Consider the following 24,317-nt stretch of genomic DNA (forward strand, 5'->3'; position numbering starts at 1 on the left):
ACCCAACGGCTGCACAGTGGCCTTGGTTACCGGACTCCGCTAGAGTTCGAAGGAATCAACTGATGGGGCGTGTCCATTTTATTGGGGGAAGTCCACGCCAACTACGCGGCGCTCCGTTGGCGCCCATTACCACTGGCGTTAACTTCTTGGCAAACACATGAGGAGAAAGGTATGAAAATGAATCCGCAAGATTTTGTAGCGATGAAGGGCTCCAAGCCCATTCCTATGTTGACTGCATATACCTGCCCGGTTGCCAGAAGTATTGAGGAAGCAAAGGTTCCTGTGATTCTTGTTGGTGACACAGTTGGAATGGTTGAAATGGGATTTGATAGCACCCGGGATGTCACCATAGAGCACATGGAATATCACATAGGTGCTGTGCGCCGTGGTGCGAAGAAAACCCACATAATAGGTGACCTACCTTACGGTACAGATATCGATCCGGAAACAGCATTCATCAACGCTCAGCGGCTGATGCAGGCGGGCGCAGACAGCGTCAAACTGGAGGGCCCCAATATTGAGGTCATCCAGCACTTGGTGAAGTGCAATATTCCTGTGGTAGGGCATACTGGCTTGCTTCCACAGACAGCCAAAAACTTCAAGCAAGTCGGCCGGTCCAGCGAGGAAGCGAAGAGAATCATGAAAGAAGCTCAATCAATTGAGAATGCGGGTGCATTCATGGTGGTGCTTGAACATATCCCTTATTCGCTAGCAGGCGAAATCACCGAGGCTTTGTCTATTCCCACTATCGGTATTGGTGCTGGCCCAGATTGCGACGGGCAAGTATTGGTCATTAACGATGCGCTGGGGCTCGGTGATTACTGGCCTCCGTTTTCGAAGCAGTACGCTTACGTCAGTAAGACCGTTCTAAAAGTGGCGAATGAGTTTTCCGAGGAAGTGGAGTCTATGAAGTTTCCGAGCAACATCATTCAGTTCACTGGCACCAACAGAAGTTAACAAGGCCAGCCACGGCGACGCCTACTGCATTGAGGCTTCGCCTCCATTCCGTAGCCGCGCGTGCTGCGGGCGTTATATTTTAGGATGAGTTACATGGATCGAAAGGCATATAAATCAACCTTCGGAAAGTCGGGCCTGACCCCCTTCCACTGCCCGAGTTGTGGTAAAGGACGGCTGAAGGTTCAGCAAGGTTCGTTTTCTCACCATGAAACGAAATCCTCAAGGCGTTCGCATGGACACGAGGCCTTTGATTTCGACTGGGTTGACTATGTGTTTTGTTGCATCCTTGAGTGTACAAACTCGAACTGCAAAGAAGTCGTTTCGAGTTTAGGAAGTGGCGGCGTGGATCAGGAGTACACAATCGATGAGAATGGTGAGCACGACGTAGACTATTGTGATTTTTTTAGGCCTGAATTCTTTCACCCGCACCTAAAGATATTCACGCCACCGGAAAAGACACCAGAGTCGGTATCTAGTGAATTAGACGTCTCCTTCTCTCTATTATTCTCAGATCCGTCGTCAGCTGCGAACCATGTTCGGATTGCTCTGGAGAACCTGCTGACCGAGCTCAGAATAAAGAGATTTAACAGCTCGAATGGAAAGAGAAAGTACCTGAATTTGCATCAAAGAATCGATTTGCTTCCAACTAAGTTCGATCATGTTAAAGAGCTATTCTATGCCGTGAAATGGTTGGGAAATGCTGGAAGTCATAGCCATCAAGAACTGACATTTGACGACGTTTTCGACGCATATGAAATCATCAGTCAAATCCTCGAGGAAGTCTATGATGATAGAAGAAAGAAAGTTGCTTCAATGGCGAAGAAAATAAACAAGCGGAAGGGGCCGAGGTAATATAACAATGCAAGTCACGGCGACGGTTACTGCATTGCGGCTTCGCCTCCATTTCGTAACCGCGCGTGCTTCGCGGCGTTAAGTGTGAGGAGTATGGATGAGTCCCACAGTATTCCGAGAAAAAGGATATCGTTTCTTTTTCTTCTCGCGAGAGGAGTCTCGCGTGCATGTTCATGTAGTATCAGGTGATGGCGAGGCAAAATTCTGGCTTGAACCGGAACTTGAGCTGTCCAAAAATTACGGATACAACCGGCAGCAACTGAAAGAAATCGAATTATTGGTGGAGGATCACCGAGATGAGCTTGTCAGCGCTTGGAAACAGCACTTCGGCAGTTGAGGTGACGAACATTTCTGCGCATGGCGTGTGGCTTCTGGCGCACGACCGTGAGTTTTTCATGCCCTACAACAGTTTTCCCTGGTTTAAGGAGCAGCCGGTCAGCGCGATTGTGAACGTTGAGGAACAATCCCCAGGCCACTTCTATTGGCCTGACCTTGATGTCGACCTGACGGAAGAAATTATAGAGCATCCCGAGAGGTTCCCGAACGTCGCTCACAGCATATAACCATCGCAGGCACGGCGACGTCTTTTCCATTGCGGCTTCTATCGCTTCCTGCGAGTGGTGCCTCCGCGAGTGGCCAAATTGCTCAGGAGGCTGCTCTGAATATCCACCAGGTAGGGTAGTAAGCCTTGCTGACTTTACTCGGGTTGGGGTACACATAGAACTGTGCCATCAGAACCCCCTGAATTCGTCGCCGAAGCATCCATGTTGTTCGACGAAATCGTTGTAACTTTTTATCGCAGCGCGATTTTTTCAACCCATTGTGCGGCTTCGCGTTTCGAAAGCTCTTCTTTCAGAGCTCGTTCCAGGGTAGCCGACAAATTAAAGTTCAGTTCCCGGGTTTTGCTCAGCAGATCGCTGTTGATTGAGAGGTTCGCTGCTTTTTGGGGGGGGCGGCTGAATTGTAGAGTTCGGCCATGAGGACCTCGGAGAAGATCAGAATACATAGTTTGATCGTATGCGCATCCCTATGCGCATGCAAGCATTTAGCCAATGGCTGTTGTCGGACGCGCCCGCGCTGGCGCTCCGGCACGCCGTAAAGCCAGGGCGTTTAATTCGGTATACAGGGAGGTAGTGGTTCCACCGTGTCGCATTTTTTATCGTGAGGATGAGCAGCGGTTCTCATTCTCTATGTTATGCGCGAGGAGCGGCAGCTTCGTGCGTACATGCTTGGGAACAGCTAATCAGTCACCCAGACTCCGGAGGGTTTATGGCAGGTGGTTGGTCACGTGATGGAGCGGTTCAGGAGCAGATTGATGCAAGCGTTGAAGACGAAATTCAGCGTGCACGCAGTCAGTTAGCGGAAGGCGGGAGCGCCACAGAATGTGATGAATGCGGGGCCAGGATTCCAGAGGCCCGCCGCAAGGCCATTCCCGGTGTTCGGCTGTGCATTGAGTGTCAGTCAGCGCTTGAAAGGCAGGATACCCGAGCCGGGGGTGTCAATCGCAGAGGCAGTAAGGACAGCCAGCTCCGGTAGCTCGTTGGTTTCGATATTGATTAGTTTCATTCGGCTACCAGCGAGTGTAGGTAACGGTCTGTTGCCCTTGTTATGTGACATCGTCACAGACCCGGTTACCGTTCCTTACTAGCATGATATCCCTGAACCGCATTCGACACGGGAGTCATGAAATGAAAAAACAGATCTGCGCTTCACTTATTGGTCTTGCGGCCGCTACGGCATCTCACACGGTTTCGGCGGAAGGCTGGTCGTTCCCGGGCTTCAATGCCGAGGGTTACCAGGCACAAACCACGGTTGCCCTGGTCGGTGGTGTGATGGATCCGGACATTGGTTCGGCGGATGCGGGCAGTGTTTACGGGTTGGAGCTGTCTATGGATTGTCCGTTGCTTCAGCCGCCCACCAACAGCATTCGGCAACAGGTTAGTCTGACTCAATATGATGAAGACGGTGTTGAGATCAACAGCCTGGAAATCAATCCGCACTATGTGATGCCCATGGGTGAGAACCTGGAGTTCGGCTTTGGCCCGGGCGTTGGCGTTCTGGATGTGGATACCGGTTCACGCGACAACACGCTGCTGGGTATTCAGGCCGGTGCCAGTGTGCATTATCGCGAGGGCGCCTTCTTTGCCGGTGCCGAGGCGCGTTACCAGGTGACGACAGAAGAGCGGTTTGGCAACCGGGACCGGGATGCGGATAACGCCCGGGTTCTGTTGAAAGTGGGAGTGAATCTGTAGTGGGTTTGCTCATTATTTAACCGCGTCACAGACGCGATGTTAATTCATGGTTAGCATGGCCGGGTCTATCAGAATCCAGTCAGGGGCCATGTGATGAGAAAACAGATTTGCGCCTTGCTTGTCGGTCTTGTGGCCGCTGGTGCACCCCTGGGCGTTGCGGCTGAGGGGAGGGAAGTGCCCGGTTTCAGTAGCGTTGATCACCAGGCACAACCCGCTCTGGCGCTGGCCGCAGAGGGCGTGGCTCCGGGCTTTGTCTCGGCTGGCTCCGGGCCGGCCGAAGGCGTTCTGGGTTTGGAAACCCGCGCCCCTGATGATACGCCGCCGGAAAGCCAGGCGGGTGCCAGCGTACAGTTCCGCCACGGGGCCTTCTTTTTTGGTGGTGAGGCGGGTTATCAGGCCTCTGCCGAAGAGCGGTTCGGGGCTGGCGACTGGGACGCGGGTAATGTCCGTGTGTTGCTGAAGGTGGGTGTGGACCTATAGGGACTTCTCTTAAATTCGGTGACTACTAAGCCCAGAGCTCCGACAACTTGGTCTCTGAAGAGCGAGACAAAACCTACCTGTTTTATCAACATCCCCTTGTATTCATTCTTGCACTATAGATCGCTATCGAGAAGTTCGCGGTTTTAGCTGATGGTTGTGGCTCGAGTATCGGGCGAAGTTTGAGTGGTGAGGTTTTACTGTATTATGTAAACCCTGAAACTTGTGAAAGGAGCTCACAATGACGCTGGCTATTACCAATGATATCCGTGCCGCAGCCAACCGGGCGCTGATGGCGGGCAGTGCCGACTATTTTAGCTGGAGTCCGGACGCTCAAGAGAGGTTTCGGGCGACAGCAGGGATGGAGGTTCGCCACAGGATAGAGCAGATTCTGCTCAAGGAAATTCTTGGTATTGACTGTTCAGTGCAGGACGCGGCAGATGTCTGGAGAAATCTTTCCCTGGAACAGTTGAATCAGGTGAATCCGGCAGACCTGCTGACTCAGGGGATCGGTGAGGATTTCGTTTTTCTCAATGAATCGCTCTCTGAAGGCGTGTCGCTGCTCGATTTCGAGACTCTCTATGACTATGACCATGATGACTTCCTCTTCCAGGAAAAATGGCGCCACAGAGAGTTAAAAAATTATATCAGTCCTGGTTATTTCCCCCTGCACCATCCTCGTTGGATTCGTCTGGTTATGAATAACGAGTTGGTATACGGCAATCTCTATTCTCTGGCGGGATACGTGGTGGATAGAGTTTCGGAGAGTGGAGATGACAAGCTTGATGAACTCATCCCTTCAACCTATGTGCAAGGTCCAAACCACGGTAAGCCTGAAAAAGGAGGCATGCTTTGGGATTATCGGCTGGATGCCGGTGGCCAGGAAGCGCAGTTGGAGGAGGTGAGGCGGCGCTGGTGGCAATACCAACAAGATGTTGAGTTGGCACTCCATCGGGAATTAGCTGCCGAACCGCCCCAAGCATATATTTCGCGTGACAAGTCTCTGGTTCCGGGGGAAATAAACGTTAATTTTGTTATGCAGAACGAGAAGGCCATGCATCGGGTTCGGTGGCGGAGTTTTCTCGGTGACATGCAGGTGATCGAGGGCAGTCTGAAAAATATTGAAAGCCTGGTTGCTTGTGAAACCGAAAAGGCTCACAGCTTTATGGAGCACCAATACCGGGATGTTATGGACAATTTTATCCCTCCTGATATCAAGCCAGGAAAGAAGCGAAAGTTGGTGATGTCACCCGGAGCATTGGATGATCTACAGAGGCTCAGTAGTGACGACGCCGGGGATAAGGAGTAAAAACATCCTATCTATACAGTCCAGTCAAACTAGCCTTCAATCCACGTCCGGCGCACGCCCCAGGGCCCTCTGGTCCTGGGCACTATACGACTGGGCCAACAGCGCCTTCTTCACCATCATTCTGACCTTTGTGTTTGCCCGTTACTTCAGCCAGGGCGTGGTGGGCGATGATGTGGCGGGCACTGAATACTGGGGCAACATTGTTGGTGTGACCGGCATTGTGATTGCCCTGGCGGCACCGGTCCTGGGCGCCATTGCCGACCGTTCCGGCCGCCGAAAGCCCTGGCTGGTCGGTTTTACCCTTCTGTGTGTGGTGGCCTGCGCCATGCTCTGGTTTGTGCGCCCCACGGTGGACGATTTCTGGTGGGCGGTGGTCTGGGTCAGCCTGGGTATCCTGGGGGCGGAATTCGCCTTTATTTTCTACAACACCATGCTGCCGGACCTGGCCGCGCCGGAGAAACTGGGCCGTTGGGGCTGGGGCCTTGGCTATGTTGGCGGGGTGGTTTGCCTGGTGGTGGCGCTGTTCGGGCTGGTGGAGGCAGACCCTGGTTTTCTGGGGCTGAATCGCGATGAGGCTGAGCATGTGCGGGCGACGTTCCTGCTCGTGGCCATCTGGTATCTGGTGTTTGCGCTGCCCCTGTTTTTCTTCACGCCAGACCAGCCCGCCTCCGGGTTGTCGGCCGGCCAGGCGCTGAGGGCCGGGCTCGGCCAGCTTCGTCAGTCGTTGGCCCACGCCCGGGAATATGGCCATATCCTGCGTTTTCTGATCGCACGAATGCTCTACACGGATGGCCTGGCCACGGTGTTTACCTTTGGCGGTGTGTATGCCGCCGGCACGTTTGGCATGAGCCAGACCGAAGTGCTGCAGTTTGGGATTGCCCTGAATGTGACCGCCGGCATCGGCGCTCTGGGTTTTGCCTGGGTAGACGACGCCATTGGCGGGCGCAATACCATTTTCCTGTCACTGGCGGGGCTGGCGGCCACGGCCACCGCCATTCTTCTGGTGGAAACCGTGTTCTGGTTCTGGGTCTTTGGCATGGCCCTGGGTATTTTTGTCGGCCCGCTGCAGGCGGCCAGCCGTTCGCACCTGGCCCGGGCCGCGCCTGTGCACCTGCGTAACCAGATGTTTGGTCTGTTTACCTTTTCGGGCAAGGCCACGGCCTTTGCCGGGCCGTTGCTGGTGGGTGCCGTTACTGCAGCAACCGGCAGCCAGCGCTGGGGCATGAGCACGGTGCTGGTGTTTTTCGCGGTTGGTTTCCTGCTGATGCTGACGGTGCCGGATGCGGGTACGGGAAAAGAAAGAAAAGTCGGTGTCTGAGGTTCTGAAAAGTATCGCTAACAGTCAGAAAACGTTATTCTTTTGCCGGTTTTGCCAAGTAATCAGGTTCAGGGGGAAGGGTGATGGAGCAGGTTATTACGAAAAAAGTGCAACCGGAACAGGTGCACGAGCGTGTTGCGGCGGGTGCGGTCCTGGTGGACGTGCGGGAGCACGATTATTACAGTCGTTTTCATCTGCCCGAGGCCATCAACATCAGCGTGCGGGCCATCAATCTCCAGGCGCCGGACGTGCTTACCGACAGGGACCAGGAAATCATCTGTTACTGCAACGGTGGCACTCGCGGCCCCCGTGCGGCCAAGGCACTGATGGAGCTGGGTTATCGCAACGTGGCGGTATTGGATGGCGGCTTGCGCCGCTCCATGAGTATGTTTGAAGGGCAGTAACTTTTAAGGGCAATAATACGGGAACATCCGATGACACCGGGAATAAACCTCGCCAGGAAACAGAAGATCGCCCATACGGTGCATGAGTACAGCCATGATCCGGACAGCGAATCCTACGGCCAGGAGGCGGCGGACAAGCTGGGCGTGCCGGCTTCGCGGGTGTTCAAGACGCTGGTCGTTAGCCTCGATAACAAAGCGTTGGCGGTAGCGGTGCTGCCGGTTTCCGGCATGCTGAGCATGAAGCAGATTGCGCGCGCCGCCGGCGCAAAAAAAGCCACCATGGCACCGCCGGCGGATGTGGAGCGGGCCACGGGCTATGTGCTGGGTGGTGTGAGCCCGCTGGGGCAGAAAAAGCGTTTGAAGACCATCATTGATGTTTCCGCTGCGGATTACGACACTGTGTATATCAGTGCCGGGCGCCGAGGGCTTGAGATCGAGCTCAGCCCGGATGATCTGAAAAGCCTCACCAACGCTGTGTTGGCGGAGATCTGTCAGTAAGCCGTAATCAGGTCCTGTTGGCACGGTGGTTGGCGAATGTTTGTCTGACAACCGCTCACAGGAGCCGACGCCATGGCGAAAACGCAGCAGACCTCCGGTAACGGCGAATTTCCCACCGATCTGGCAGAGGCCCTGAAAGCCCGGGTGCGCGGCGACGTGCGCCTGGAGCCGGCGGACCGGGCGCTCTACGCCACCGATGCCTCCAACTATCGCCAGGTGCCGCTGGGTGTGGTGTTGCCACGGGATGACGCTGATGTGGAAACCGTGGTGGCACTGGCCCGGGAATACGAGGTGCCACTCCTTGCGCGCGGTGCCGGCACCAGCCTGGCCGGGCAGACCTGCAACGCCGCCATTGTGCTGGACACTTCCCGCTACATGAACAAGATCCTGCACCTGGACCCGGAGGCCCGCCATGCCGACGTCCAGCCCGGCGTGGTGTGTGATCAACTGCGTAACGCCGCCGAAGAGCACGGGCTTACCTTTGGTCCGGACCCCTCCACCCACACCCACTGCACCCTCGGGGGCATGGTGGGCAACAACTCCTGCGGCGCCCATTCGGTGATGGCGGGCAAGACGGTCGACAACATCGAATCCATGGAGGTGCTGACCTACGACGGCCTGCGCCTGACCGTTGGCCCCACCTCCGAGCAGGAACTGGAGGAAATCATCGCGGCTGGCGGGCGCAAGGGCGAACTCTACGCCGGCATGAGAAACCTGCGGGACAAGTACGCCGACGCCATTCGCCAGGGCTTTCCCCAGATCCGCCGCCGGGTCTCCGGCTACAACCTTGAAGCCCTGCTGCCGGAAAACGGCTTCAACGTGGCCGAAGCGCTGATCGGCACCGAGGGCACCTGCGCCATCACGCTTTCCGCGCGGGCAAAGCTGATTCCCAGCCCGCCGCACCGGGTGCTGGTGGTGTTCGGCTACGACGATATCTGCCAGGCCGGCGACGAAGGGCCTGCGATCATGGAGACCGGGCCGCTGGCGCTGGAAGGTATCGACGACCAGATCGTGTCCGACATGCGCCGCAAGGGCTATGGTTTGAAAGCGCTGGAGGGACTGCCGGAAGGCGATGGCTGGTTGCTGGCGGAGTACGGCGGCGACACCTTCGAGGAAGCCGAGGAAAAGGCGGAAAAAGCCCTGAAACGGGTGGGCGAGCGTTGCCGGGACAGCCGCATCTACACCGATACCGCCGAGGCCAATCTGGTTTGGTCGGTGCGCAAGAGCGGTGCGGCGGCCACCAACGCTTTCCCCGGCGAGCCGGAAACCTACCCGGGTTGGGAAGACGCGGCCGTGGACCCGGCCCAGGTGGGCCAGTACCTGCGGGACTACCGCGCTTTGCTGGACCGCTACGGCTACCGCTCGTCACTGTACGGGCATTTCGGCGACGGCTGTATTCATGGCCGGGTGACGTTCGATCTCTCCACCCACGAGGGTGTGAAAAAGTGGAGAGCCTTTACCGAGGAAGCGGCCGATCTGGTGGTTTCCTACGGTGGTTCTCTGTCTGGCGAGCACGGTGATGGCCAGGCCAGGGCAGAACTCTGGCCGCGCATGTTTGGCCCGGAGTTGATGCAGGCCTTTGCCGAATTCAAGGCCCTGTGGGACCCGGGGCACCGGTTGAACCCCCACAAGCTGATCGAGCCCTACCGCATGGATGAAAACCTTCGGGTGGGGCCGGATTCCAGCCAGATGGACCCGAAGCCGCTGTATTTCACCTTTCCCAAGGACCTGGGCAGTTTCGCCCAGGCGGCTGGCCGCTGCGTGGGCGTGGGCAAATGCCGCAGCGGTTCGGGGGGCATCATGTGCCCGAGTTTCCGGGGCACCGGGGAAGAACAGCACTCCACCCGGGGCCGGGCGCGGCTGCTGTTTGAAATGCTGGAAGGTGACCCGGTGGACACTGGCTGGAACTCGCCAGCCGTACACGATGCCCTGGAGATGTGCCTGGGCTGCAAGGCCTGCAAGCACGAGTGCCCGGTCCAGGTGGACATGGCCACCTACAAGGCCGAGTTCATGGCCCATTACTACGAGCGCAACCGGCGCCCGAAGCAGGCCTGGACTTTCGGGAGAATCCACGAATGGTCCCGGCTGGCGGGTTATGCCCCGAAGCTGGTCAACACCCTGACGGGCCTTCCGGGCATTAATCAGGCCGTGCGTGCCGTCACCGGCATGTCTGAGCATCGGGAGCTGCCGAAGTTTTCCGACCAGCCGTTCACAAAAAATTATCAATCACCGGTGCCCGCCAGGGGCGATCGCCCAACGGTGATGCTCTGGCCGGACACATTCAACAACTTCCTGGACGCCGGCGTGCCTGGTTCGGCGAAGCGGGTTCTGGAAGCGTTGGGGTACGAAGTGCAGCTGCCGGGTAAGCCGCTTTGCTGTGGCCGCCCCCTGTACGATTACGGCTTTCTGGACAAGGCTCGCAAGCGCCTGGAGCAGACCATGGCCGTGCTGGAACCGGCGATTCGGGCCGGTATTCCTGTGGTGGGCGTGGAACCATCGTGCATGAGCGTGTTCCGGGATGAACTGCTGAATTTCTTCCCGAACGATGAGCGGGCCAAGTGGCTTTCTGGGAACACCTGGCTATTGCCGGATTTCCTGAATACCCTGGAGCTCCGGGTCTGGCCAACTCTGGAAGGAGCGGTGTTGTTGCACGGTCACTGTCACCAGAAGGCGTTTGACGGCATGGACGGCACCCGGGCGGTGTTTGAAAAGCTGGGGTTGACGGTCAACACGCCGGATACCGGCTGCTGCGGGATGGCCGGCGGCTTTGGATTTGAAGCCGACAAGTACGAGGTGTCGCAACGCATCGCGGAGGACGTGCTGCTGCCAGCGGTGCGTAATAGCGACGAGGGTACGTTTATCGTCTCGGATGGCTTCAGTTGCCGGGAGCAGATTCAGCGGGGCGCGAGCCGGAACGTGCTGCACAGTGCCCAGTTGCTGGAGCGGGCTTTCTGTGGCCCCGCCGGCTGTTCAGAAGAGGCTTCCTAACGTTCCCGCACCCGGTCGCCATCGGACAGTTCCCGGCCCGGGTGGCGGACCACCTGGTCGCCTGCGCTGAGGCCATCGGTGACCGCCGTGTAAAGCCCATTGCTCTGGCCGGCTGTCACCGGCTGTATGGTGGCCATGTTGTCGCGCACCCGAAAAACCGCCTGGGTTCCATTGTGCTGGAACAGGGCGGAGGCGGGCACCTGGAGGGTGTCATTGCTCTGCCACAGGATGAACTCAGCATCCACCCGGTAGCCATCCCCCAGCTGCGCCCATTGCTCCCGGGGGCTGACGATGTCGGCAATCACCTGTACTCGCTGCTCCTCGACACCCAGTGCGGACACGTCTTCGAACCCTACCGGTTCCACCCGGCGCACCACCGCCTCCAGGGTGGGGCCACCCCAGCCACTGAGCCTGGCCCGGGTTTCGGGGGCCAGCTTGACGGCATCAAAGCTCAACACGTCCACCACCACTTCCAGCGCGCCGGGATCGCCAACTTCCAGGATGGGCTCGCCGGCCTGGATTACCCCTTCGCTTTCCCGGGCCAGGGTCAGGATTGCGCCGTTTACCGGGGAGCGAACAGCGACCCGCTCTGCCGGTTTTCCCCCATTCTCGTTGGCGGAGGAAACCTGCAGGCGGGTCCGGGCGGCGGCCAGTTCGTGTTTGGCCACCTCTTCATCAAACCGGGCCGAGCGCAGGATGGCCCGGGCCCGGTCGGCCGTGGTCCGGGCCTGTTGCAACTGTTCGGCCGAAATAAAGCGTGAACTCTCCAGACGCTGCAGGCGCTGGTATTCCGATACCGCAAACTCTGCCTCGGCTTCGGCGGCCGCCACTTTCTGGCGAATGGACTCCAGCGTGGCTCGGGCCGCCTCGATTCGCGCCTCGGCTTCGGCCCGGCTGCGGGCGTCAAGCATGGTGGCGGGCATGGGGTCCACCCAGGTGAGCAGTTCGCCGGGAATCACGGGGTCGCCCACGTGCAGTTGCGGGCGATGCAGATAGCCGGTGACCGGTGAGGAAATCAGGTACCGGTCTTTCACCCGGGTTTTGCCCTCCTCCAGCAGGGTGACCTCCATGGGGCCCCGTTCAACGGTGGCCAGGTCCACCCAGACCGGTTCCGGGCGCATTACGAAGGCAAAGGCGGCCACAGCGAGTGCCGCCAGCAGGGCCCAGAAGATCCGTTTTCCTGTGATTCGCTGTTTGTTTGCCATCGCCAATTCCATTGTCAGGGGCTATTCCCGGGTTTTCAGTACCGCCACCAGATCCAGTTTACGCAGCCGCAGCCAGGTTATGAAGCCGGACACCAGCGCCGAGGCAATCACCACACAGGCCGCCAGGGCCAGCGTTTGCCCGGTGATGATCAGGGGCACGCGGTAGAGTTCGGTCTGCATGGCGGTGACCACCAGCTGGCCCAAACCCGCGCCAAACGCCCAGCCCAGGGGAATGCCCAGTACCAGTAGCAGGGCCAGTTCGCCAAGCAGGATATGGGCGACTTCCGGTTGGTTATACCCCAGTACCCGCAGGCTGGCCAGGTCCCGGGCGCGCTCGGCGAGCGAGATACGGGCGGTGTTGTAGATCACGCCGAAGGCGATAATGCCGCCCAGCAGGCTGATGATGAAAGTGTAGGTCAGGAAGGTTTTGGCCAGGGTGTCGAAAAAGCTGTCGAGCATGGCCCGGCGCTGGTTTGTGGCCATGACCCTCGGAGTGTCCTGCAAACGTTGGTAGACACTGTCGGACATCTCCGGCTGCAGGTTCAACAATACCTGGTTGACCACCGGGCCTTCGCGCAGTGCCCGGTTCATGGCCTCCAGGTTCATGTAGGCGCCAACGCCGAGAAATTCACTGGTGACGCCCGCCACGGGCAGGGTCAGGGTGGGGCGGTGTTGTTCCAGTACCTGTACCTGCAGAGAATCCCCCGGGCTTACGTTGAGCCGCCGGGCCAGAAAATCGGTGAGCAACAGGCCGCTGGCCGGGATGGCCACGTTGTTCAGGTTACTGTCCACCACGAACTGCAGGCGGGCGTTTTCCGGCAGGCCGGTCAGGGCGGTGCGCCAGGTGCGATGGCCGCTGACCAGCTCCACCGCCACTGAGCGCCGGCCTTCGGTATAGAGCACGCCGGGTTGTCGGGCCATGCTGTAAAGCGCCGACTGGTTCACGGGATCGGTCAGGGTGACGGTCAGATCCTGTTTCTGGACGCGGGCGAACTGGGTATGGACCATCAGTTCCACCGAACTGAACTGGAAATTGCCCACCACGACAATGGCGGTGGCCATGGCAATGCCGGCAATGGACAACGCGGTACGCCCCGGCCGCCGGGCCAGTTGCCGGACAATCATCCGGGAGGGCTGGCGGAAACGCACCCGGGACAACAGGCGTTCGATTCGGGAGACGTTGTAGCGGGCGGGACCCTCCGGCTGCATGGCTTCCGCCGGCGGCAGGGCCGCCGCCCGGCGAATCGCGCGCCAGCCACCCAGCCAGGCCACCGAAAGACTCAGTATCGCCAGCAACACCAGCCACAGCGGGTTGATGCGGAACAGCAGGGCCGGGAACCGGTAGTAGTCCATGTACAGCTCGCCCAGCGCGCGGCCCAGCCAAAGGCCGATGCCGGTGCCAATCAGCAGGCCAATGGTGGCTATGGTTAGCACCAGCTGGCTGTAGTGCCAGGCAATCTGCCGGTTGCTGTAACCAAAGGCCTTGAGCACCGCAACGATATCGCGCTGGGTGCTGATCAGACGGCCGATCACCACGTTCAGCAGGAACATGGCCACGCCCATGAAGATGGTGGGAAAGATGATCGCCATGACCTTGAGCTGCTCCAGTTCGTCGCTCAGGAACCGGTGGGAAAACTGGTCTTCCCGGGCGTAGGCCCCGGTGCTGCCATAGCGGCCCAGCAGCCGGTCCAGGCGGTCGATGACATCCGCCACGGGGTAGTCGGGCGTGGTCTGCAGTACCAGGCTGTTGAACGCGCCGCGCAGATCCATGGCCGAGGCCAGTGCTTCCCGGGACAACCACAGTACGCCGTAGCGCTGGTAATCCGGCAGCATGCCGCCGGGCGGGATCACGTAGATGAATTCCGGTGATTCGGCGATGCCCACCACGGTGAGGGTCTGTTTGCGGCCGTTGATCACGGCACTGAGGGTATCGCCCGGTTGCAGGTCATGGGCATCGGCAAAGCTGCCGATGATCACGGTTTCCTGGTGGCGGCCCGGGTCCGGCAGCCGGCCCTGGCGCAGGTGCAGCCGGTTCACCGCCGGCTGGCCGGTGGGTGGCAGGGATACCAGGCGGGCGGAGACTGGGTCTGTGAAGCCGCTTACTTCCAGTTTGGCAGCGCCTTCCACCCGGGCGCTCAGTTCCCGGACACCGGGTATTTGCCCGATCTGCTGTTCAAGGTGGCGGGGCGCCCGTTTGAGGGAGACGAATACATCGGCAAACTGTTGTTCCTGGTAGTACTGCTGGCGGGTCGCGTCCAGGGAGGTGTAATTCACCACCGACAGCAGGCACACCGCAATGCCGCCGGCGATCACCAGGGCAATGGCCAGCACCTGGCCCCGGATCTGCCAGAGCTCTCGTTTCAGTTTGGTGTGCAGGACGCTGCCGCGAAGGCCGAACATGGCTACCAGCTCAGGGTGTTGGGAGCCTGGCGAGTGGCGTTGCGATGTTCGCCACTGATCAGGCCATCGGAAAGTGTGATCACCCGGTCCGCCATGTTGGCGATGGAGGCGTTATGGGTGATGATGACCGTGGTGGTGCCGGTCTCCCGGTTGGCCCTGTCCAGCGCATCCAGCACCCGCACGCCCGTGGCGGAATCCAGCGCTCCGGTGGGCTCGTCGCACAGCAGCACGTTGGGCTGTTTGGCGATGGCCCGGGCAATGGCCACCCGCTGTTGCTCGCCGCCGGACAATTGGGCCGGGAAGTGATCCGCCCGGTCCTTCAGGCCCACCAGGTCCAGCGCGGCGTCCGGTGTCATGGGGTTGCGGGCAATCTCGGTCACCGCGATCACGTTTTCCCGGGCCGTGAGGGAGGGGATCAGGTTGTAGAACTGGAACACAAAGCCGACATAGTCTCGGCGGTACTGGGTCAGTTGCTTGTCGGTGGCGCGGGCCAGGTCGGTTTCCAGGTAGGTGACTTCGCCACTGGTGGGCACATCCAGCCCGCCCAGGATGTTCAGCAGGGTGGACTTGCCGGAACCGGAGGCACCGAGCATGACCACCAGTTCGCCGGCGTAGAGGTCCAGGTCAATGCCGCGCAGGGCGTGAACCTCCACCTCACCCTGCAGGTAGGTTTTGGTCAGCCCCGAGGTGTGGAAAACGGGCGTAAGGGGTGGTTCGGTCATGTTCGCGGTTGGCCTCGTTTCATCCGTGTTCGGCTCTGGGTCGTAGTGAATGGTAATGCCACGAAACGGGAGGAAAAATGGGTAATCTGCAGGAAGTATATACCACGGCGCTCTGGGGCATCGCGGCCTTGATTGCCCTCTGGCTGGTGCAGTGGTTTGTGGCGAGTTTGACCAAGGCGTCCCGGCCGGGGGCGGTGCCGGGAAAAATTGACGACTCCCTCAGCCACGAATCGTTTGTGTTCCGGGCGCACAGGACGTTCATGAACTCGCTGGAGAACCTGCCGGCGATGTTCGCCACGGCGTTTCTGGCGGTGCTGGTGGGTGCCGACCCGTTCTGGACCGGGCTGCTGATCTGGGTGTTTGTGGCGGCACGGGTGGTTCATATGATGCTGTATTACGCCATCGCCACCGAGCGTAATCCCAGCCCCCGTTCGTATTTCTTCATGATCGGGCTGGCGGCGAATCTGGGGCTGCTGGGCGTGACGGTGGCGGCTCTGATTTAGTGGGAAAGGTTGCTGAAACAAAAAAGCCCCGGCCAGACCGCCGGGGCTTTTTGCGTTTACTGGCGCCTGCCATTATTCCATGGAGGTTGCACCAATGTGGTGAACGCTCAGGTCCGCGCCGTTGAATTCTTCCTCTTCACTCAGGCGCAGGCCGGACACCCTGGCGATAATGCCGTAGACAATCAGGCCCCCGCCAAAGGCGATCACCACGCCGGCCGTCGCGCCAATAACCTGGGAGATCAGGCTGACACCGCCAAGACCGCCCAGGGCTTCGGCGCCGAAGATGCCAGCGGCGATGGCGCCCCAGACACCACAGATACCATGCAGCGGCCAGACACCCAGTACGTCGTCCAGGCGCTCGATCTTGTCCTGGGCCCATTCAAACATGAACACGAAAATGGCGCCGGCGACACCGCCGGTGATCAGCGCCCCGACCGGGTGCATGAGGTCGGAACCGGCGCACACGGCCACCAGGCCGGCCAGCGGGCCGTTATGGATAAAGCCGGGGTCTTTCTTGCCCAGCACCATGGACACCAGGATACCGCCAACCATGGCCATCAGGCTGTTCACCGCCACCAGGCCGCTGATGCCGTCGAGAGTTTGTGCGGACATCACGTTAAAGCCGAACCAGCCCACGGTCAGGATCCAGGCGCCCAGGGCCAGGAACGGGATATTCGATGGTGCGAACGCTACCACCTTGCCATTGCGGTAACGGCCTTTGCGGGCGTCCAGCAGCAGAATGGCTGCCAGGGCCACCCAGCCACCCACGGCGTGCACGACAACGGAGCCGGCAAAATCGTGGAATCCTGCCCCAAACTGGTTCTCCAGCCAGGCCTGGATGCCGTAGTTGCCGTTCCACACGATGCCCTCAAAGAAAGGGTAGACCAGCGAGACGATCAGGCCTGAACCAATCAGCATGGGGTAAAAGCGGGCGCGCTCGGCGATACCGCCGGATACGATGGCCGGAATGGCGGCGGCGAACGTCATGAGGAAGAAGAACTTCACCAGCTCGTAGCCGTTGGCGTCGGTCAGTTGCGAGGCGCTGGCCAGGAAGTGGCTGTCGTAGGCAATGGTGTAGCCGACAAAGAAATAGCCAACCGCTGAAACGCCGAAGTCGGTCATGATCTTGACCACGGCGTTGACCTGGTTTTTGTGCCTGACCGTACCGACTTCAAGAAAGGCGAAGCCGGCGTGCATGGCCAGAACCATGATGGCACCGATCAGGATAAACAGCGTGTTGGTGCTGTCGGTCAGGGTATGAACTGCGCTCGTGATATCCACGGGTCTATAACTCCTGTTTTTGTGTTTTGCCGCCTGTTGGGGCGGGGGTACGCACGAAGAGCGATCACTGAAAGCAAGGAGTGTTCCACAATGGTTCAAATTACCAGCTGTTGGGCAGTTAGGGGTGCAGCACGGTTACCGGGCAAGGCGGTCAGAGGGTTTTGTGCACTTGATGAGTGCGGCGAGGGCGGGGTGTGCACCATAATGCCGAAGTGATGCCGTGTGCAGTCCGGGTCAATATTCCGTTAGAGTGGTTATGATAAGAAGCCCAACCGATGTGGAGGTGTGTTCATGAGTGATCCAACCTATACCCCGCCAAAAGTGTGGAAATGGGAGCCCAACAACGGCGGTCAGTTCGCCAGTATCAATCGCCCGATTGCCGGCCCGACCCACGACAAGGAACTGCCCGTGGGCGATCACCCGTTCCAGCTGTATTCCCTGGCCACGCCCAACGGGGTGAAAGCCACCATCATGTTTGAAGAACTGCTGGAGAAGGGCATCAAGGAAGCAGAATACGATGCCTGGCTGATCCGGATTGGTGATGGTGACCAGTTCAGCAGCGGCTTTGTTCAACTGAACCCCAACTCCAAGATTCCGGCCATGCTCGACCGCTCCGTGGAACCGGCTGTTCGTGTGTTTGAATCCGGCTCGATCCTGTTCTATCTGGCGGAAAAGTTTGGTGAATTCCTGCCAAAAGACCTGGCCAAACGCACGGAAACCATGAACTGGCTGTTCTGGCAGATGGGCAGCGCACCCTTTCTCGGTGGCGGTTTCGGGCACTTCTATGTCTACGCACCGGAAAAATACGAATACCCGATCAACCGCTACACTATGGAGGTAAAGCGCCAGCTGGATGTTCTGGACCGTCATTTGGCTGAGAACCGTTACATGGTGGGCGATGAATACACCATTGCCGATATGGCCATCTGGCCGTGGTACGGCGCCGTGGTGAAAAACATTGTGTATGACGCAGCGGAGTTTCTTGAGGCCCACACCTACACCAATGTGATTCGCTGGGCAGATGAGATTGCCCGGCGGCCGGCGGTCAGGCGTGGCCGGATGGTGAACAAAACCTGGGGCGAGCCGGCCACCCAGCTGCACGAGCGGCACGACGCCAGCGACTTTGAATTCCGCACCCAGGAAAAGCTCGACAACGAGAAGTAACCGGTAAGAGAAGAGAAAGGAGGCGTCATGGCAGTACCCGCAGCGTTGACCGAGGACCAGGTTTATCATCGTTGCCCGATCGAGAAGCTGGATTTCGACTCTACCGACACGCTCGATGATCTGGAGCAGCCAGTCGGCCAGGAACGCATGCTCCGGGCCCTGGAGTTCGGTGCCAGCATGCAGGCCGGTGGTTTCAACCTGTTTGTGTTGGGTCCTTCCGGTGCGGGCAAGCATGAGCTGGTGAAACGCTTTTTGTCCCGGCATGCGGCCGGGCTGCCGGCGCCGCCTGACTGGTGCCATGTGTTTAACTTCAAGGCCTCGGACAAGCCCCGGGCGATCAGGTTGGCACCGGGCGAAGGCAATCAGTTCAGAACTGACATGAACGACCTGGTGGCCGAGTTGAAAACCGCCATTCCCGCCACCTTTGAAAGCGAAGAGTATCAGGCGCGCATTCAGGAATTGCAGGAAGAGGTGGCCAGGCGCCAGAGCCGGGGACTGTTCGAGATTCAGGAAGAAGCCAACCAGAACAACATCGCCATGCTGGCCACCCATTCCGGTTTTACCTTCGCGCCCATGCGCAACGGCGAAGTGATTGATCCGGAGGAATACCAGAAATTTTCCGATGACGAGAAAGCGCTGATCGAGGCCAAGGTGGAAGACCTGCAGAAAAAGCTTCAGCAGGCCATCCAGCAGGTACCAAGGTTGCGCAAGGAGGTGCGCCAGCGTATCCGGGCGCTGAATGAGGAAATGGTGCAGCTCACCCTGGGCGGTCCCATTGGCGAACTGCGTGAAAAGTGGCGGCATGTGCCGGCGGTGGTGGATCATCTGGATGCCGTGCGGGAAGACGTGGTGGAACATGCCGAGGTCTTCCAGGACAGCGAGGATAGCCCTCCGTCCGGGCTGCTGAACCGTTACAAAGTGAACCTGCTGGTGGACAACGCCGAGACCCGGGGCGCGCCGGTGGTTTATGAGGACTTGCCCAGCCACCAGCATTTGACCGGCCAGATCGAACACCGGGCACGCCAGGGCAACCTGTACACCGATTTCACGCTGATACGGCCCGGCTCCCTGCACCAGGCCAACGGTGGCTACCTGATTGTCGATGCCCGCCGCATTCTCATGCAGCCGCTGGCCTGGGAAAGCCTCAAGCGCATTCTGTTTTCCGGTGAAATCCGCATTGAATCCCTGGAGCGTCTGTATGGTCTGGCGACCACCGTCAGCCAGCAACCGGAGCCGATACCGCTGTCGGTGAAGGTGGTGCTGCTGGGCGACAGGATGCTGTATTACCTGTTGTCCCACTACGACCCGGACTTTCTGGACCTGTTCAAGGTGGAAGCCGATTTTGAAGACGACCTGGAACGGGACGATAACAGCTACCAACTGTATGCCCGCATGCTGGCCACCATGGCCCGTGCCGCCGGTCTTCGCGCCCTGGACAAAACCGGTGTTGGCCGGCTGATTGAGCATGCCAGTCGCCTGGCCAGTGACCAGAAAAAGCTCACCGCCCACGACCGGGTGCTGAAAGACCTGTTAAGCGAGTCTGACCACTGGGCTGCCCAGGCCGGCAGTGGGTTTATCGAGGCGGTGCATGTCCAGCAGGCCATTGATGAGCGCGAATACCGCGCCAGCCGCATTCGTGAACGCAGCCTGGAACAGATTCAGCGTGGCGTGGTGATGATCGCCACCAGCGGTGAGCAGGTCGGGCAGGTGAACGGCCTGTCGGTGCTGCAACTGGGCGCGACCCGGTTTGGCCAGCCTACCCGCATCACCGCCACCGCCCGGCCCGGCAAAGGGCAAGTGGTGGATATTGAGCGAGAGGCAAAACTGGGCGGGCCGATTCACAGCAAGGCGGTGATGATTCTCTCCCGCTTCCTGGCCAATCGTTACGCGCCCCTGGGGCAGTTGTCGTTGTCGGCCAGCCTGGCTTTCGAGCAGTCCTACGGGGGTGTGGAAGGCGATTCCGCGTCGGTGGCGGAGACCTGCGTGTTGCTTTCGGCCATCACCGGTGTGCCCCTGAAACAGTCGCTGGCGGTCACCGGTTCCATGAACCAGCACGGCGAGGTTCAGGCGGTGGGCGGCGTGAACGAAAAAATCGAGGGCTTTTTCCGTGTGTGCCGGCAATCCGGCGAGGTGAAAGGGCAGGGAGCGCTGTTGCCCGCCAGCAACGTTGAGCACCTGATGCTTGAAGAGTCCGTGCGCGTGGCGATCAGGGCCGGGGATTTCAGTATTTATCCGATTCGCCACATTGATGAGGCGATTGAACTGATGACCGGCCTGCCCGCCGGCCAGCCGGATGCCGATGGCCAATACCCGGAAGGCAGCTTCAACCGCCGGGTGGCGGACAGGCTGGCGGCATTCGCTGAGGCCACGGAGGCGAAAGACGAAAACGGCGGTACAAACGGTGCCGGCGACGGCGAGGGCAAAAGCGGTGACTGATTCGACGCTGGAATCGGTTGGCGGCCGGCCAGCCGGTGGGCGCGTCCTGGTATTGCTGGACGGCTCCCGGGTGAGCCTGTCGGCCCTGGAAGCGGCCGCGTCCATTGCCGAGCATACCGGGGCGGAAGTGCACGGCGTGTTTGTGGAGGAGCAGGACCTGCTGCGCAGCGCCGGTTACGGATTTGCCCGGGAAGTGGGGGCGTTTTCAGGGCTTAGCCGCCCGCTGGACGTTGTGGCGCTGGAACAGCGAATGCAACGGCTGGCCGAGCAAACCCGGCGCACCCTGGCCGGTGTCGTGGGGCGCTACGGAGGCCGTTACCGGTTGAATATCAGCCGCGGCCGCGTGGTGGAGGAGGTCCTGGCACTGGCAGGGCCGGAGGACCTGCTGGTACTTGGCCGTGCCCGTTGGGCAACCGTGCCGGGACCTTTGCTGGGCTCGACGGTCCGGGGGTTGGTGCAGCGTTCGCCGGGCCGCCTGCTGTTGTGGAGCCAGCAGCGGGCCCCAACCCGGGGGCGTATTGTTGTGTTCCTGAATGACCACGAGCAGGCCAACCGGCGGGCGGTGTCCGCCGCCGCCGAGGCTGCGGCGTATTCCCGGCAGCCGGTTGCCTTGCTGCTGGCGGAAGGTGCGTCAGTGACTGGACAGCAGCTGTCAGAGCTGAAGCAGCTCACGGGCCTGCCCGAGTCCGAGGTGCAGGTGCTCACCCTGCCGGCTTCCGACCCGGTGACCATCGCCCGGTTGTTGCGCCGGCAACAGGCTGCCCAGCTTGTACTGAGCCGCGAGTGTTCCCTGTTTCAAGAGCCGGGCGCGGAGGCGTTGCTGTCGGCGCTGCATTTGCCGGTCACGATCACACCCTGACCTTTTAATCACTATCTGTAAGCAGGTTTATGGTTTTTGATGTTTTTATCATTGTCAGCCTGACCGTTCTGGCCGGCGCCTTTATTCCCCTGGGTGGGCTGCTGGCCAGTGTTGAGAGCATTCGTCCGCACTGGCTTGAAAAGGAATTACGGCATTTTCTGATCGCCCTGGGTGGCGGCATTCTGCTGGGGGCCATGTCGGTGGTGCTGATTCCCGAAGGCCAGGCGAGCATGGGCGAGTCGCTCTGGGCGATACCCGCCATTGTTGGCGGTGGGGTGCTGTTCTTCCTGATAGAGCGGATGCTTGGCCTCAAGCGGCGGGAATCGCCCCAACTGATGGGGCTGATGCTGGACTTTGTTCCCGAGGCCATCGCACTGGGCGGTCTGGCGGTGGCCAGCCCGAAAACCGCCGTTCTGATGGCGGTGCTGATTGCCATCCAGAACCTGCCGGAGGGCTTCAATGCCTACCGTGAATTGGTGGATCTGCCTGAGCACACCTCTCGCCGGACACTGGCGTTTATGACTTCGCTGGTGATTACCGGGCCGATCGCCGGCTTGTTGGGCTATTTCTTTTTATCGGACCGGCCCGTGCTGCTTGGGGTGATCATGCTGGCGGCTGCCGGCGGTGTGTTGTATCTGATTTTTCAGGACATTGCTCCCCAGTCAAGACTGGAGCGCCACTGGGGGCCACCGCTGGGCGCGGTGGTGGGGTTCTGCGTGGCGTTGTTCAGTCATGATCTGGTGACCCACTTCTAACGCGGAAGAGTCAGGCGCTGGCCGGGCTGTTCTCCAGGATCTCACGGATTTCCCCGGCTGACAGGGTTTCCCGCTCCAGTGTGGCCCGAGCCAGGGCTTCCAACTGGTCCCGATGATCGGTCAGGAACTCCAGGGTGGCTTTTTCCAGCGCCAGCAGCTGGGCCTGGATTTCAGTATCAATCAGTTCCGCCATTTTCTCGCTGAACTCCCGGGGGTGGCCCATTTCCCGGCCGAGGAATACATGTTCCTCACCAATGTTCAGGCCGAGCGGGCCAATCTTGTCGCTCATGCCCCACTGGCCGATCATCCGGCGCACCAGGGCGGTGGCTTCTTTCAGGTCGTTCTGGGCACCGGTGCTGACCTCGCCGTAGATCACCTTTTCCGCGCAGCGGCCGCCGAGCATCACCTTGATGCGGTCTTTCAGGTAGCTTTCGGTGTAGGTGTAATGGTCGTCTCTCGGGGTCTGTTCGGTAACGCCCATGGCCATGCCATGGGGAATGATGGTGACTTTGTTGAGCGGGTCGGCATTGGGCATGAAATAGGCCATGAGGGCGTGGCCGCACTCATGATAGGCCACCGCTTCCCGTTCCCGGGGTGGTAGTTTGGCATCGCGCTCTTCACCCAGGGTAATCCGGTCGCGAGCCAGCTCGAAACAGTGTTCATTGACCTCGCTCAGGCCCTCCCTGGCAGCGGTCAGGGCCGCTTCGTTCACCAGGTTGTGCAGGTCTGCGCCGGAAAATCCGATGGTGCGGGCGGCAATGGCTTCAAGGTCGACATCGCTGGCCAGGGGCACCTTGCGCACGTGCACTTTCAGGATGGCTTCGCGGGCCTCTTTGTGGGGCCGGTCCAGGGTGATCTTGCGGTCGAACCGACCGGGACGCAGCAGGGCAGTGTCCAGCACATCCGGGCGGTTGGTGGCGGCCAGTACCAGCACGTTCTCGTGCTCTTCAAAGCCATCCATTTCGGTCAGGATCTGGTTCAGAGTCTGTTCCCGTTCGTCGTGGCCGCCGCCGAGCCCGGCGCCCCGGGAGCGGCCGATGGCGTCCAGTTCATCAATAAAGATGAGCGCCGGTGCCTCTTTGCGGGCTTCCTTGAACATGTCCCGCACCCGCGCAGCGCCCACGCCCACGAACATCTCAATGAATTCCGAGGCGCTGATGCTGAAAAAGGGCACTTCGGCTTCGCCGGCAATGGCCCGGGCGAGCAGGGTTTTACCGGTGCCGGGCGGGCCGACCAGGAGAATGCCCTTGGGCATGATGGCGCCCAGGCGCCGGTACTTGTCCGGGGATTTGAGAAAGTCGATCACTTCGCCGATTTCCCGCTTGGCGGATTCAATGCCGGCGACATCGTCCAGGGTGGTGGTCGAGGTTTCCTTGCGGGCGCGGCGGGCTTTTGAACGGCTGAAATCCAGCACGCCGCCGCCCTGGGCCATTCGCTTCTGGGCGTTGCCCCAGAACCAGAACAGGAGCGCCAGCAACAGAATCCAGGGCACCACGCCCAGAATCAGTTCCTGCCACCAGGGGCGACCGGAGCGGGCGCCACGAATGGTGACCTGCTGCTCTTCGAGCATGGGCAGCAGTTGAGCGTCTTCGGTTTGCGGGCGGAGGGTGACAAAGTGGGTGCTGGTGGTCTGGCCGGTGGAACTGAATCGGCTTGCGCCGGAGTCGGTGAACTGGCCGATAATCTCTTCCTGGCGCAGGGTGACTTCTTCCACCTGGCCTGCCATTACCGCTTCCTTGAATTCGGAGTAGGCCACTTCCTGTTGCTGGGGCTGGTTGGCGCCCTGCATCCACAGCACCATCAAAAAGATGGCGGCACTCAGCCAGAGGAAGGAGTACTGGTTGGGTATGGTCGGTTGTGGGTTATTGTCCGGCTGTTGTGGCTGGTCTGGCCGCCTTGGCTCGGTCATTCTGATCTCCCGTCCGGTAACAATTCGA

22 protein-coding genes and 1 pseudogene are annotated in these 24,317 nt (G+C 59.8%); 17 read left to right on the forward strand and 6 right to left on the reverse strand.

Features of this window, described 5'->3' with window-relative positions; translation table 11 throughout:
* Positions 1–171 precede the first annotated feature (171 nt).
* The 4 genes from panB (at position 172) to BMZ63_RS11535 (ending at position 2,372) form a co-directional block, all read left to right on the forward strand.
* Positions 172–957, forward strand: a complete 786-nt coding sequence (panB, locus tag BMZ63_RS11520; protein ID WP_091705667.1) for a 3-methyl-2-oxobutanoate hydroxymethyltransferase — start codon at positions 172–174, stop codon at positions 955–957.
* A gap of 93 nt (positions 958–1,050) precedes the next feature.
* Positions 1,051–1,809 carry a DUF4145 domain-containing protein gene (locus tag BMZ63_RS11525; RefSeq protein WP_177187074.1) on the forward strand — a complete coding sequence of 253 codons (759 nt, stop codon included), beginning with the start codon at positions 1,051–1,053 and terminating at the stop codon, positions 1,807–1,809.
* Positions 1,810–1,906: 97 nt separating this feature from the next.
* On the forward strand, positions 1,907–2,146 hold the full coding sequence (locus BMZ63_RS11530) for a DUF4160 domain-containing protein (RefSeq protein WP_091705670.1): 240 nt from the start codon (positions 1,907–1,909) through the stop codon (positions 2,144–2,146).
* Complete coding sequence (locus BMZ63_RS11535) at positions 2,106–2,372, forward strand: DUF2442 domain-containing protein (RefSeq protein ID WP_091705672.1); 267 nt, start codon at positions 2,106–2,108, stop codon at positions 2,370–2,372. Before BMZ63_RS11530 ends, BMZ63_RS11535 begins: the two co-directional genes overlap by 41 nt.
* A gap of 168 nt (positions 2,373–2,540) precedes the next feature.
* Here the strand turns inward: BMZ63_RS11535 and BMZ63_RS11540 are convergent.
* Positions 2,541–2,815, reverse strand: a pseudogene (locus BMZ63_RS11540) (type II toxin-antitoxin system CcdA family antitoxin).
* A 263-nt stretch (positions 2,816–3,078) separates the two neighbouring features.
* On the opposite strand from BMZ63_RS11540, the gene BMZ63_RS11550 reads away from it, so the two are divergent.
* The 8 genes from BMZ63_RS11550 to BMZ63_RS11585 all read left to right on the forward strand — a co-directional run bounded on the left by BMZ63_RS11550 (position 3,079) and on the right by BMZ63_RS11585 (position 11,055).
* On the forward strand, positions 3,079–3,345 hold the full coding sequence (locus BMZ63_RS11550; protein ID WP_091705673.1) for a DksA/TraR family C4-type zinc finger protein: 267 nt from the start codon (positions 3,079–3,081) through the stop codon (positions 3,343–3,345).
* 152 nt (positions 3,346–3,497) lie between these two features.
* On the forward strand, positions 3,498–4,061 hold the full coding sequence (locus tag BMZ63_RS11555) for a hypothetical protein (RefSeq protein ID WP_091705675.1): 564 nt from the start codon (positions 3,498–3,500) through the stop codon (positions 4,059–4,061).
* 93 nt (positions 4,062–4,154) lie between these two features.
* Positions 4,155–4,541, forward strand: coding sequence for a hypothetical protein (locus BMZ63_RS11560; RefSeq protein ID WP_091705677.1), 387 nt, complete (start codon positions 4,155–4,157; stop codon positions 4,539–4,541).
* A gap of 238 nt (positions 4,542–4,779) precedes the next feature.
* A complete protein-coding gene (locus tag BMZ63_RS11565) occupies positions 4,780–5,847 on the forward strand; it encodes a hypothetical protein (RefSeq protein ID WP_091705679.1) in 1,068 nt (355 codons plus the stop codon).
* On the forward strand, positions 5,801–7,165 hold the full coding sequence (locus BMZ63_RS11570) for an MFS transporter (RefSeq protein WP_091705680.1): 1,365 nt from the start codon (positions 5,801–5,803) through the stop codon (positions 7,163–7,165). The genes BMZ63_RS11565 and BMZ63_RS11570 overlap by 47 nt, the downstream gene beginning before the upstream one ends.
* Positions 7,166–7,248: 83 nt before the next feature.
* Positions 7,249–7,569, forward strand: coding sequence for a rhodanese-like domain-containing protein (locus BMZ63_RS11575; RefSeq protein ID WP_091705682.1), 321 nt, complete (start codon positions 7,249–7,251; stop codon positions 7,567–7,569).
* 30 nt (positions 7,570–7,599) lie between these two features.
* Positions 7,600–8,067 (forward strand): Cys-tRNA(Pro) deacylase, encoded by a 468-nt coding sequence (gene ybaK, locus BMZ63_RS11580; RefSeq protein WP_091705684.1) that lies wholly within the window; start codon positions 7,600–7,602, stop codon positions 8,065–8,067.
* Between the two features lie 72 nt (positions 8,068–8,139).
* The gene (locus BMZ63_RS11585) at positions 8,140–11,055 is read left to right on the forward strand and encodes an FAD-binding and (Fe-S)-binding domain-containing protein (RefSeq protein ID WP_091705685.1); all 2,916 of its coding nucleotides are present in this window, start codon (positions 8,140–8,142) and stop codon (positions 11,053–11,055) included.
* On the opposite strand, the gene BMZ63_RS11590 is transcribed toward BMZ63_RS11585, so the two are convergent.
* From BMZ63_RS11590 to BMZ63_RS11600, 3 genes are read right to left on the reverse strand one after another with little or no spacing between them, the layout of a single operon-like run.
* Positions 11,052–12,260 carry an efflux RND transporter periplasmic adaptor subunit gene (locus BMZ63_RS11590; RefSeq protein WP_091705687.1) on the reverse strand — a complete coding sequence of 403 codons (1,209 nt, stop codon included), beginning with the start codon at positions 12,258–12,260 and terminating at the stop codon, positions 11,052–11,054. The two genes, BMZ63_RS11585 and BMZ63_RS11590, sit on opposite strands and share 4 nt — an antisense overlap.
* A 21-nt stretch (positions 12,261–12,281) precedes the next feature.
* Positions 12,282–14,660: an ABC transporter permease gene (locus tag BMZ63_RS11595; protein ID WP_091705688.1), complete on the reverse strand. Its 2,379-nt coding sequence runs from the start codon at positions 14,658–14,660 to the stop codon at positions 12,282–12,284.
* Between the two features lie 2 nt (positions 14,661–14,662).
* A complete protein-coding gene (locus BMZ63_RS11600) occupies positions 14,663–15,382 on the reverse strand; it encodes an ABC transporter ATP-binding protein (protein WP_091705690.1) in 720 nt (239 codons plus the stop codon).
* A 77-nt stretch (positions 15,383–15,459) separates the two neighbouring features.
* Here BMZ63_RS11600 and BMZ63_RS11605 point away from each other — a divergent pair, with 77 nt between their 5' ends.
* The gene (locus BMZ63_RS11605; protein ID WP_091705691.1) at positions 15,460–15,885 is read left to right on the forward strand and encodes an MAPEG family protein; all 426 of its coding nucleotides are present in this window, start codon (positions 15,460–15,462) and stop codon (positions 15,883–15,885) included.
* A gap of 72 nt (positions 15,886–15,957) precedes the next feature.
* On the opposite strand, the gene BMZ63_RS11610 is transcribed toward BMZ63_RS11605, so the two are convergent.
* Positions 15,958–17,166 (reverse strand): ammonium transporter, encoded by a 1,209-nt coding sequence (locus BMZ63_RS11610; protein ID WP_091705693.1) that lies wholly within the window; start codon positions 17,164–17,166, stop codon positions 15,958–15,960.
* 291 nt (positions 17,167–17,457) lie between these two features.
* Between BMZ63_RS11610 and yghU the strand changes: the two genes are divergently transcribed.
* The 4 genes from yghU to BMZ63_RS11630 are packed head-to-tail and all read left to right on the forward strand — an operon-like array spanning position 17,458 to position 22,380.
* Positions 17,458–18,330, forward strand: a complete 873-nt coding sequence (yghU, locus tag BMZ63_RS11615; RefSeq protein WP_091705695.1) for a glutathione-dependent disulfide-bond oxidoreductase — start codon at positions 17,458–17,460, stop codon at positions 18,328–18,330.
* Between the two features lie 27 nt (positions 18,331–18,357).
* Positions 18,358–20,766, forward strand: coding sequence for a Lon protease family protein (locus tag BMZ63_RS11620; RefSeq protein WP_091705697.1), 2,409 nt, complete (start codon positions 18,358–18,360; stop codon positions 20,764–20,766).
* Entirely contained in the window at positions 20,759–21,625 is an 867-nt protein-coding gene (locus BMZ63_RS11625; protein WP_091705699.1) for a universal stress protein, read from the forward strand. Before BMZ63_RS11620 ends, BMZ63_RS11625 begins: the two co-directional genes overlap by 8 nt.
* Before the next feature lie 29 nt (positions 21,626–21,654).
* Entirely contained in the window at positions 21,655–22,380 is a 726-nt protein-coding gene (locus BMZ63_RS11630) for a ZIP family metal transporter (RefSeq protein WP_091705700.1), read from the forward strand.
* A gap of 10 nt (positions 22,381–22,390) precedes the next feature.
* Here the strand turns inward: BMZ63_RS11630 and ftsH are convergent, their stop codons facing one another.
* Positions 22,391–24,289: an ATP-dependent zinc metalloprotease FtsH gene (gene ftsH / locus BMZ63_RS11635; RefSeq protein ID WP_091705702.1), complete on the reverse strand. Its 1,899-nt coding sequence runs from the start codon at positions 24,287–24,289 to the stop codon at positions 22,391–22,393.
* Positions 24,290–24,317 lie beyond the last annotated feature (28 nt).

The sequence above is a fragment of the Marinobacter persicus genome (genome assembly GCF_900114155.1).
Taxonomy (GTDB): domain Bacteria; phylum Pseudomonadota; class Gammaproteobacteria; order Pseudomonadales; family Oleiphilaceae; genus Marinobacter; species Marinobacter persicus.

Bases quoted from the DNA above. Each gene is read 5' to 3' on its own strand.
- panB (WP_091705667.1), top strand. From the start codon at position 172: ATGAAAATGAATCCGCAAGATTTTGTAGCGATGAAGGGCTCCAAGCCC.
- BMZ63_RS11525 (WP_177187074.1), top strand. From the start codon at position 1,051: ATGGATCGAAAGGCATATAAATCAACCTTCGGAAAGTCGGGCCTGACC.
- BMZ63_RS11530 (WP_091705670.1), top strand. From the start codon at position 1,907: ATGAGTCCCACAGTATTCCGAGAAAAAGGATATCGTTTCTTTTTCTTC.
- BMZ63_RS11535 (WP_091705672.1), top strand. From the start codon at position 2,106: ATGAGCTTGTCAGCGCTTGGAAACAGCACTTCGGCAGTTGAGGTGACG.
- BMZ63_RS11550 (WP_091705673.1), top strand. From the start codon at position 3,079: ATGGCAGGTGGTTGGTCACGTGATGGAGCGGTTCAGGAGCAGATTGAT.
- BMZ63_RS11555 (WP_091705675.1), top strand. From the start codon at position 3,498: ATGAAAAAACAGATCTGCGCTTCACTTATTGGTCTTGCGGCCGCTACG.
- BMZ63_RS11560 (WP_091705677.1), top strand. From the start codon at position 4,155: ATGAGAAAACAGATTTGCGCCTTGCTTGTCGGTCTTGTGGCCGCTGGT.
- BMZ63_RS11565 (WP_091705679.1), top strand. From the start codon at position 4,780: ATGACGCTGGCTATTACCAATGATATCCGTGCCGCAGCCAACCGGGCG.
- BMZ63_RS11570 (WP_091705680.1), top strand. From the start codon at position 5,801: ATGATCTACAGAGGCTCAGTAGTGACGACGCCGGGGATAAGGAGTAAA.
- BMZ63_RS11575 (WP_091705682.1), top strand. From the start codon at position 7,249: ATGGAGCAGGTTATTACGAAAAAAGTGCAACCGGAACAGGTGCACGAG.
- ybaK (WP_091705684.1), top strand. From the start codon at position 7,600: ATGACACCGGGAATAAACCTCGCCAGGAAACAGAAGATCGCCCATACG.
- BMZ63_RS11585 (WP_091705685.1), top strand. From the start codon at position 8,140: ATGGCGAAAACGCAGCAGACCTCCGGTAACGGCGAATTTCCCACCGAT.
- BMZ63_RS11590 (WP_091705687.1), bottom strand. From the start codon at position 12,260: ATGGCAAACAAACAGCGAATCACAGGAAAACGGATCTTCTGGGCCCTG.
- BMZ63_RS11595 (WP_091705688.1), bottom strand. From the start codon at position 14,660: ATGTTCGGCCTTCGCGGCAGCGTCCTGCACACCAAACTGAAACGAGAG.
- BMZ63_RS11600 (WP_091705690.1), bottom strand. From the start codon at position 15,382: ATGACCGAACCACCCCTTACGCCCGTTTTCCACACCTCGGGGCTGACC.
- BMZ63_RS11605 (WP_091705691.1), top strand. From the start codon at position 15,460: ATGGGTAATCTGCAGGAAGTATATACCACGGCGCTCTGGGGCATCGCG.
- yghU (WP_091705695.1), top strand. From the start codon at position 17,458: ATGAGTGATCCAACCTATACCCCGCCAAAAGTGTGGAAATGGGAGCCC.
- BMZ63_RS11620 (WP_091705697.1), top strand. From the start codon at position 18,358: ATGGCAGTACCCGCAGCGTTGACCGAGGACCAGGTTTATCATCGTTGC.
- BMZ63_RS11630 (WP_091705700.1), top strand. From the start codon at position 21,655: ATGGTTTTTGATGTTTTTATCATTGTCAGCCTGACCGTTCTGGCCGGC.
- ftsH (WP_091705702.1), bottom strand. From the start codon at position 24,289: ATGACCGAGCCAAGGCGGCCAGACCAGCCACAACAGCCGGACAATAAC.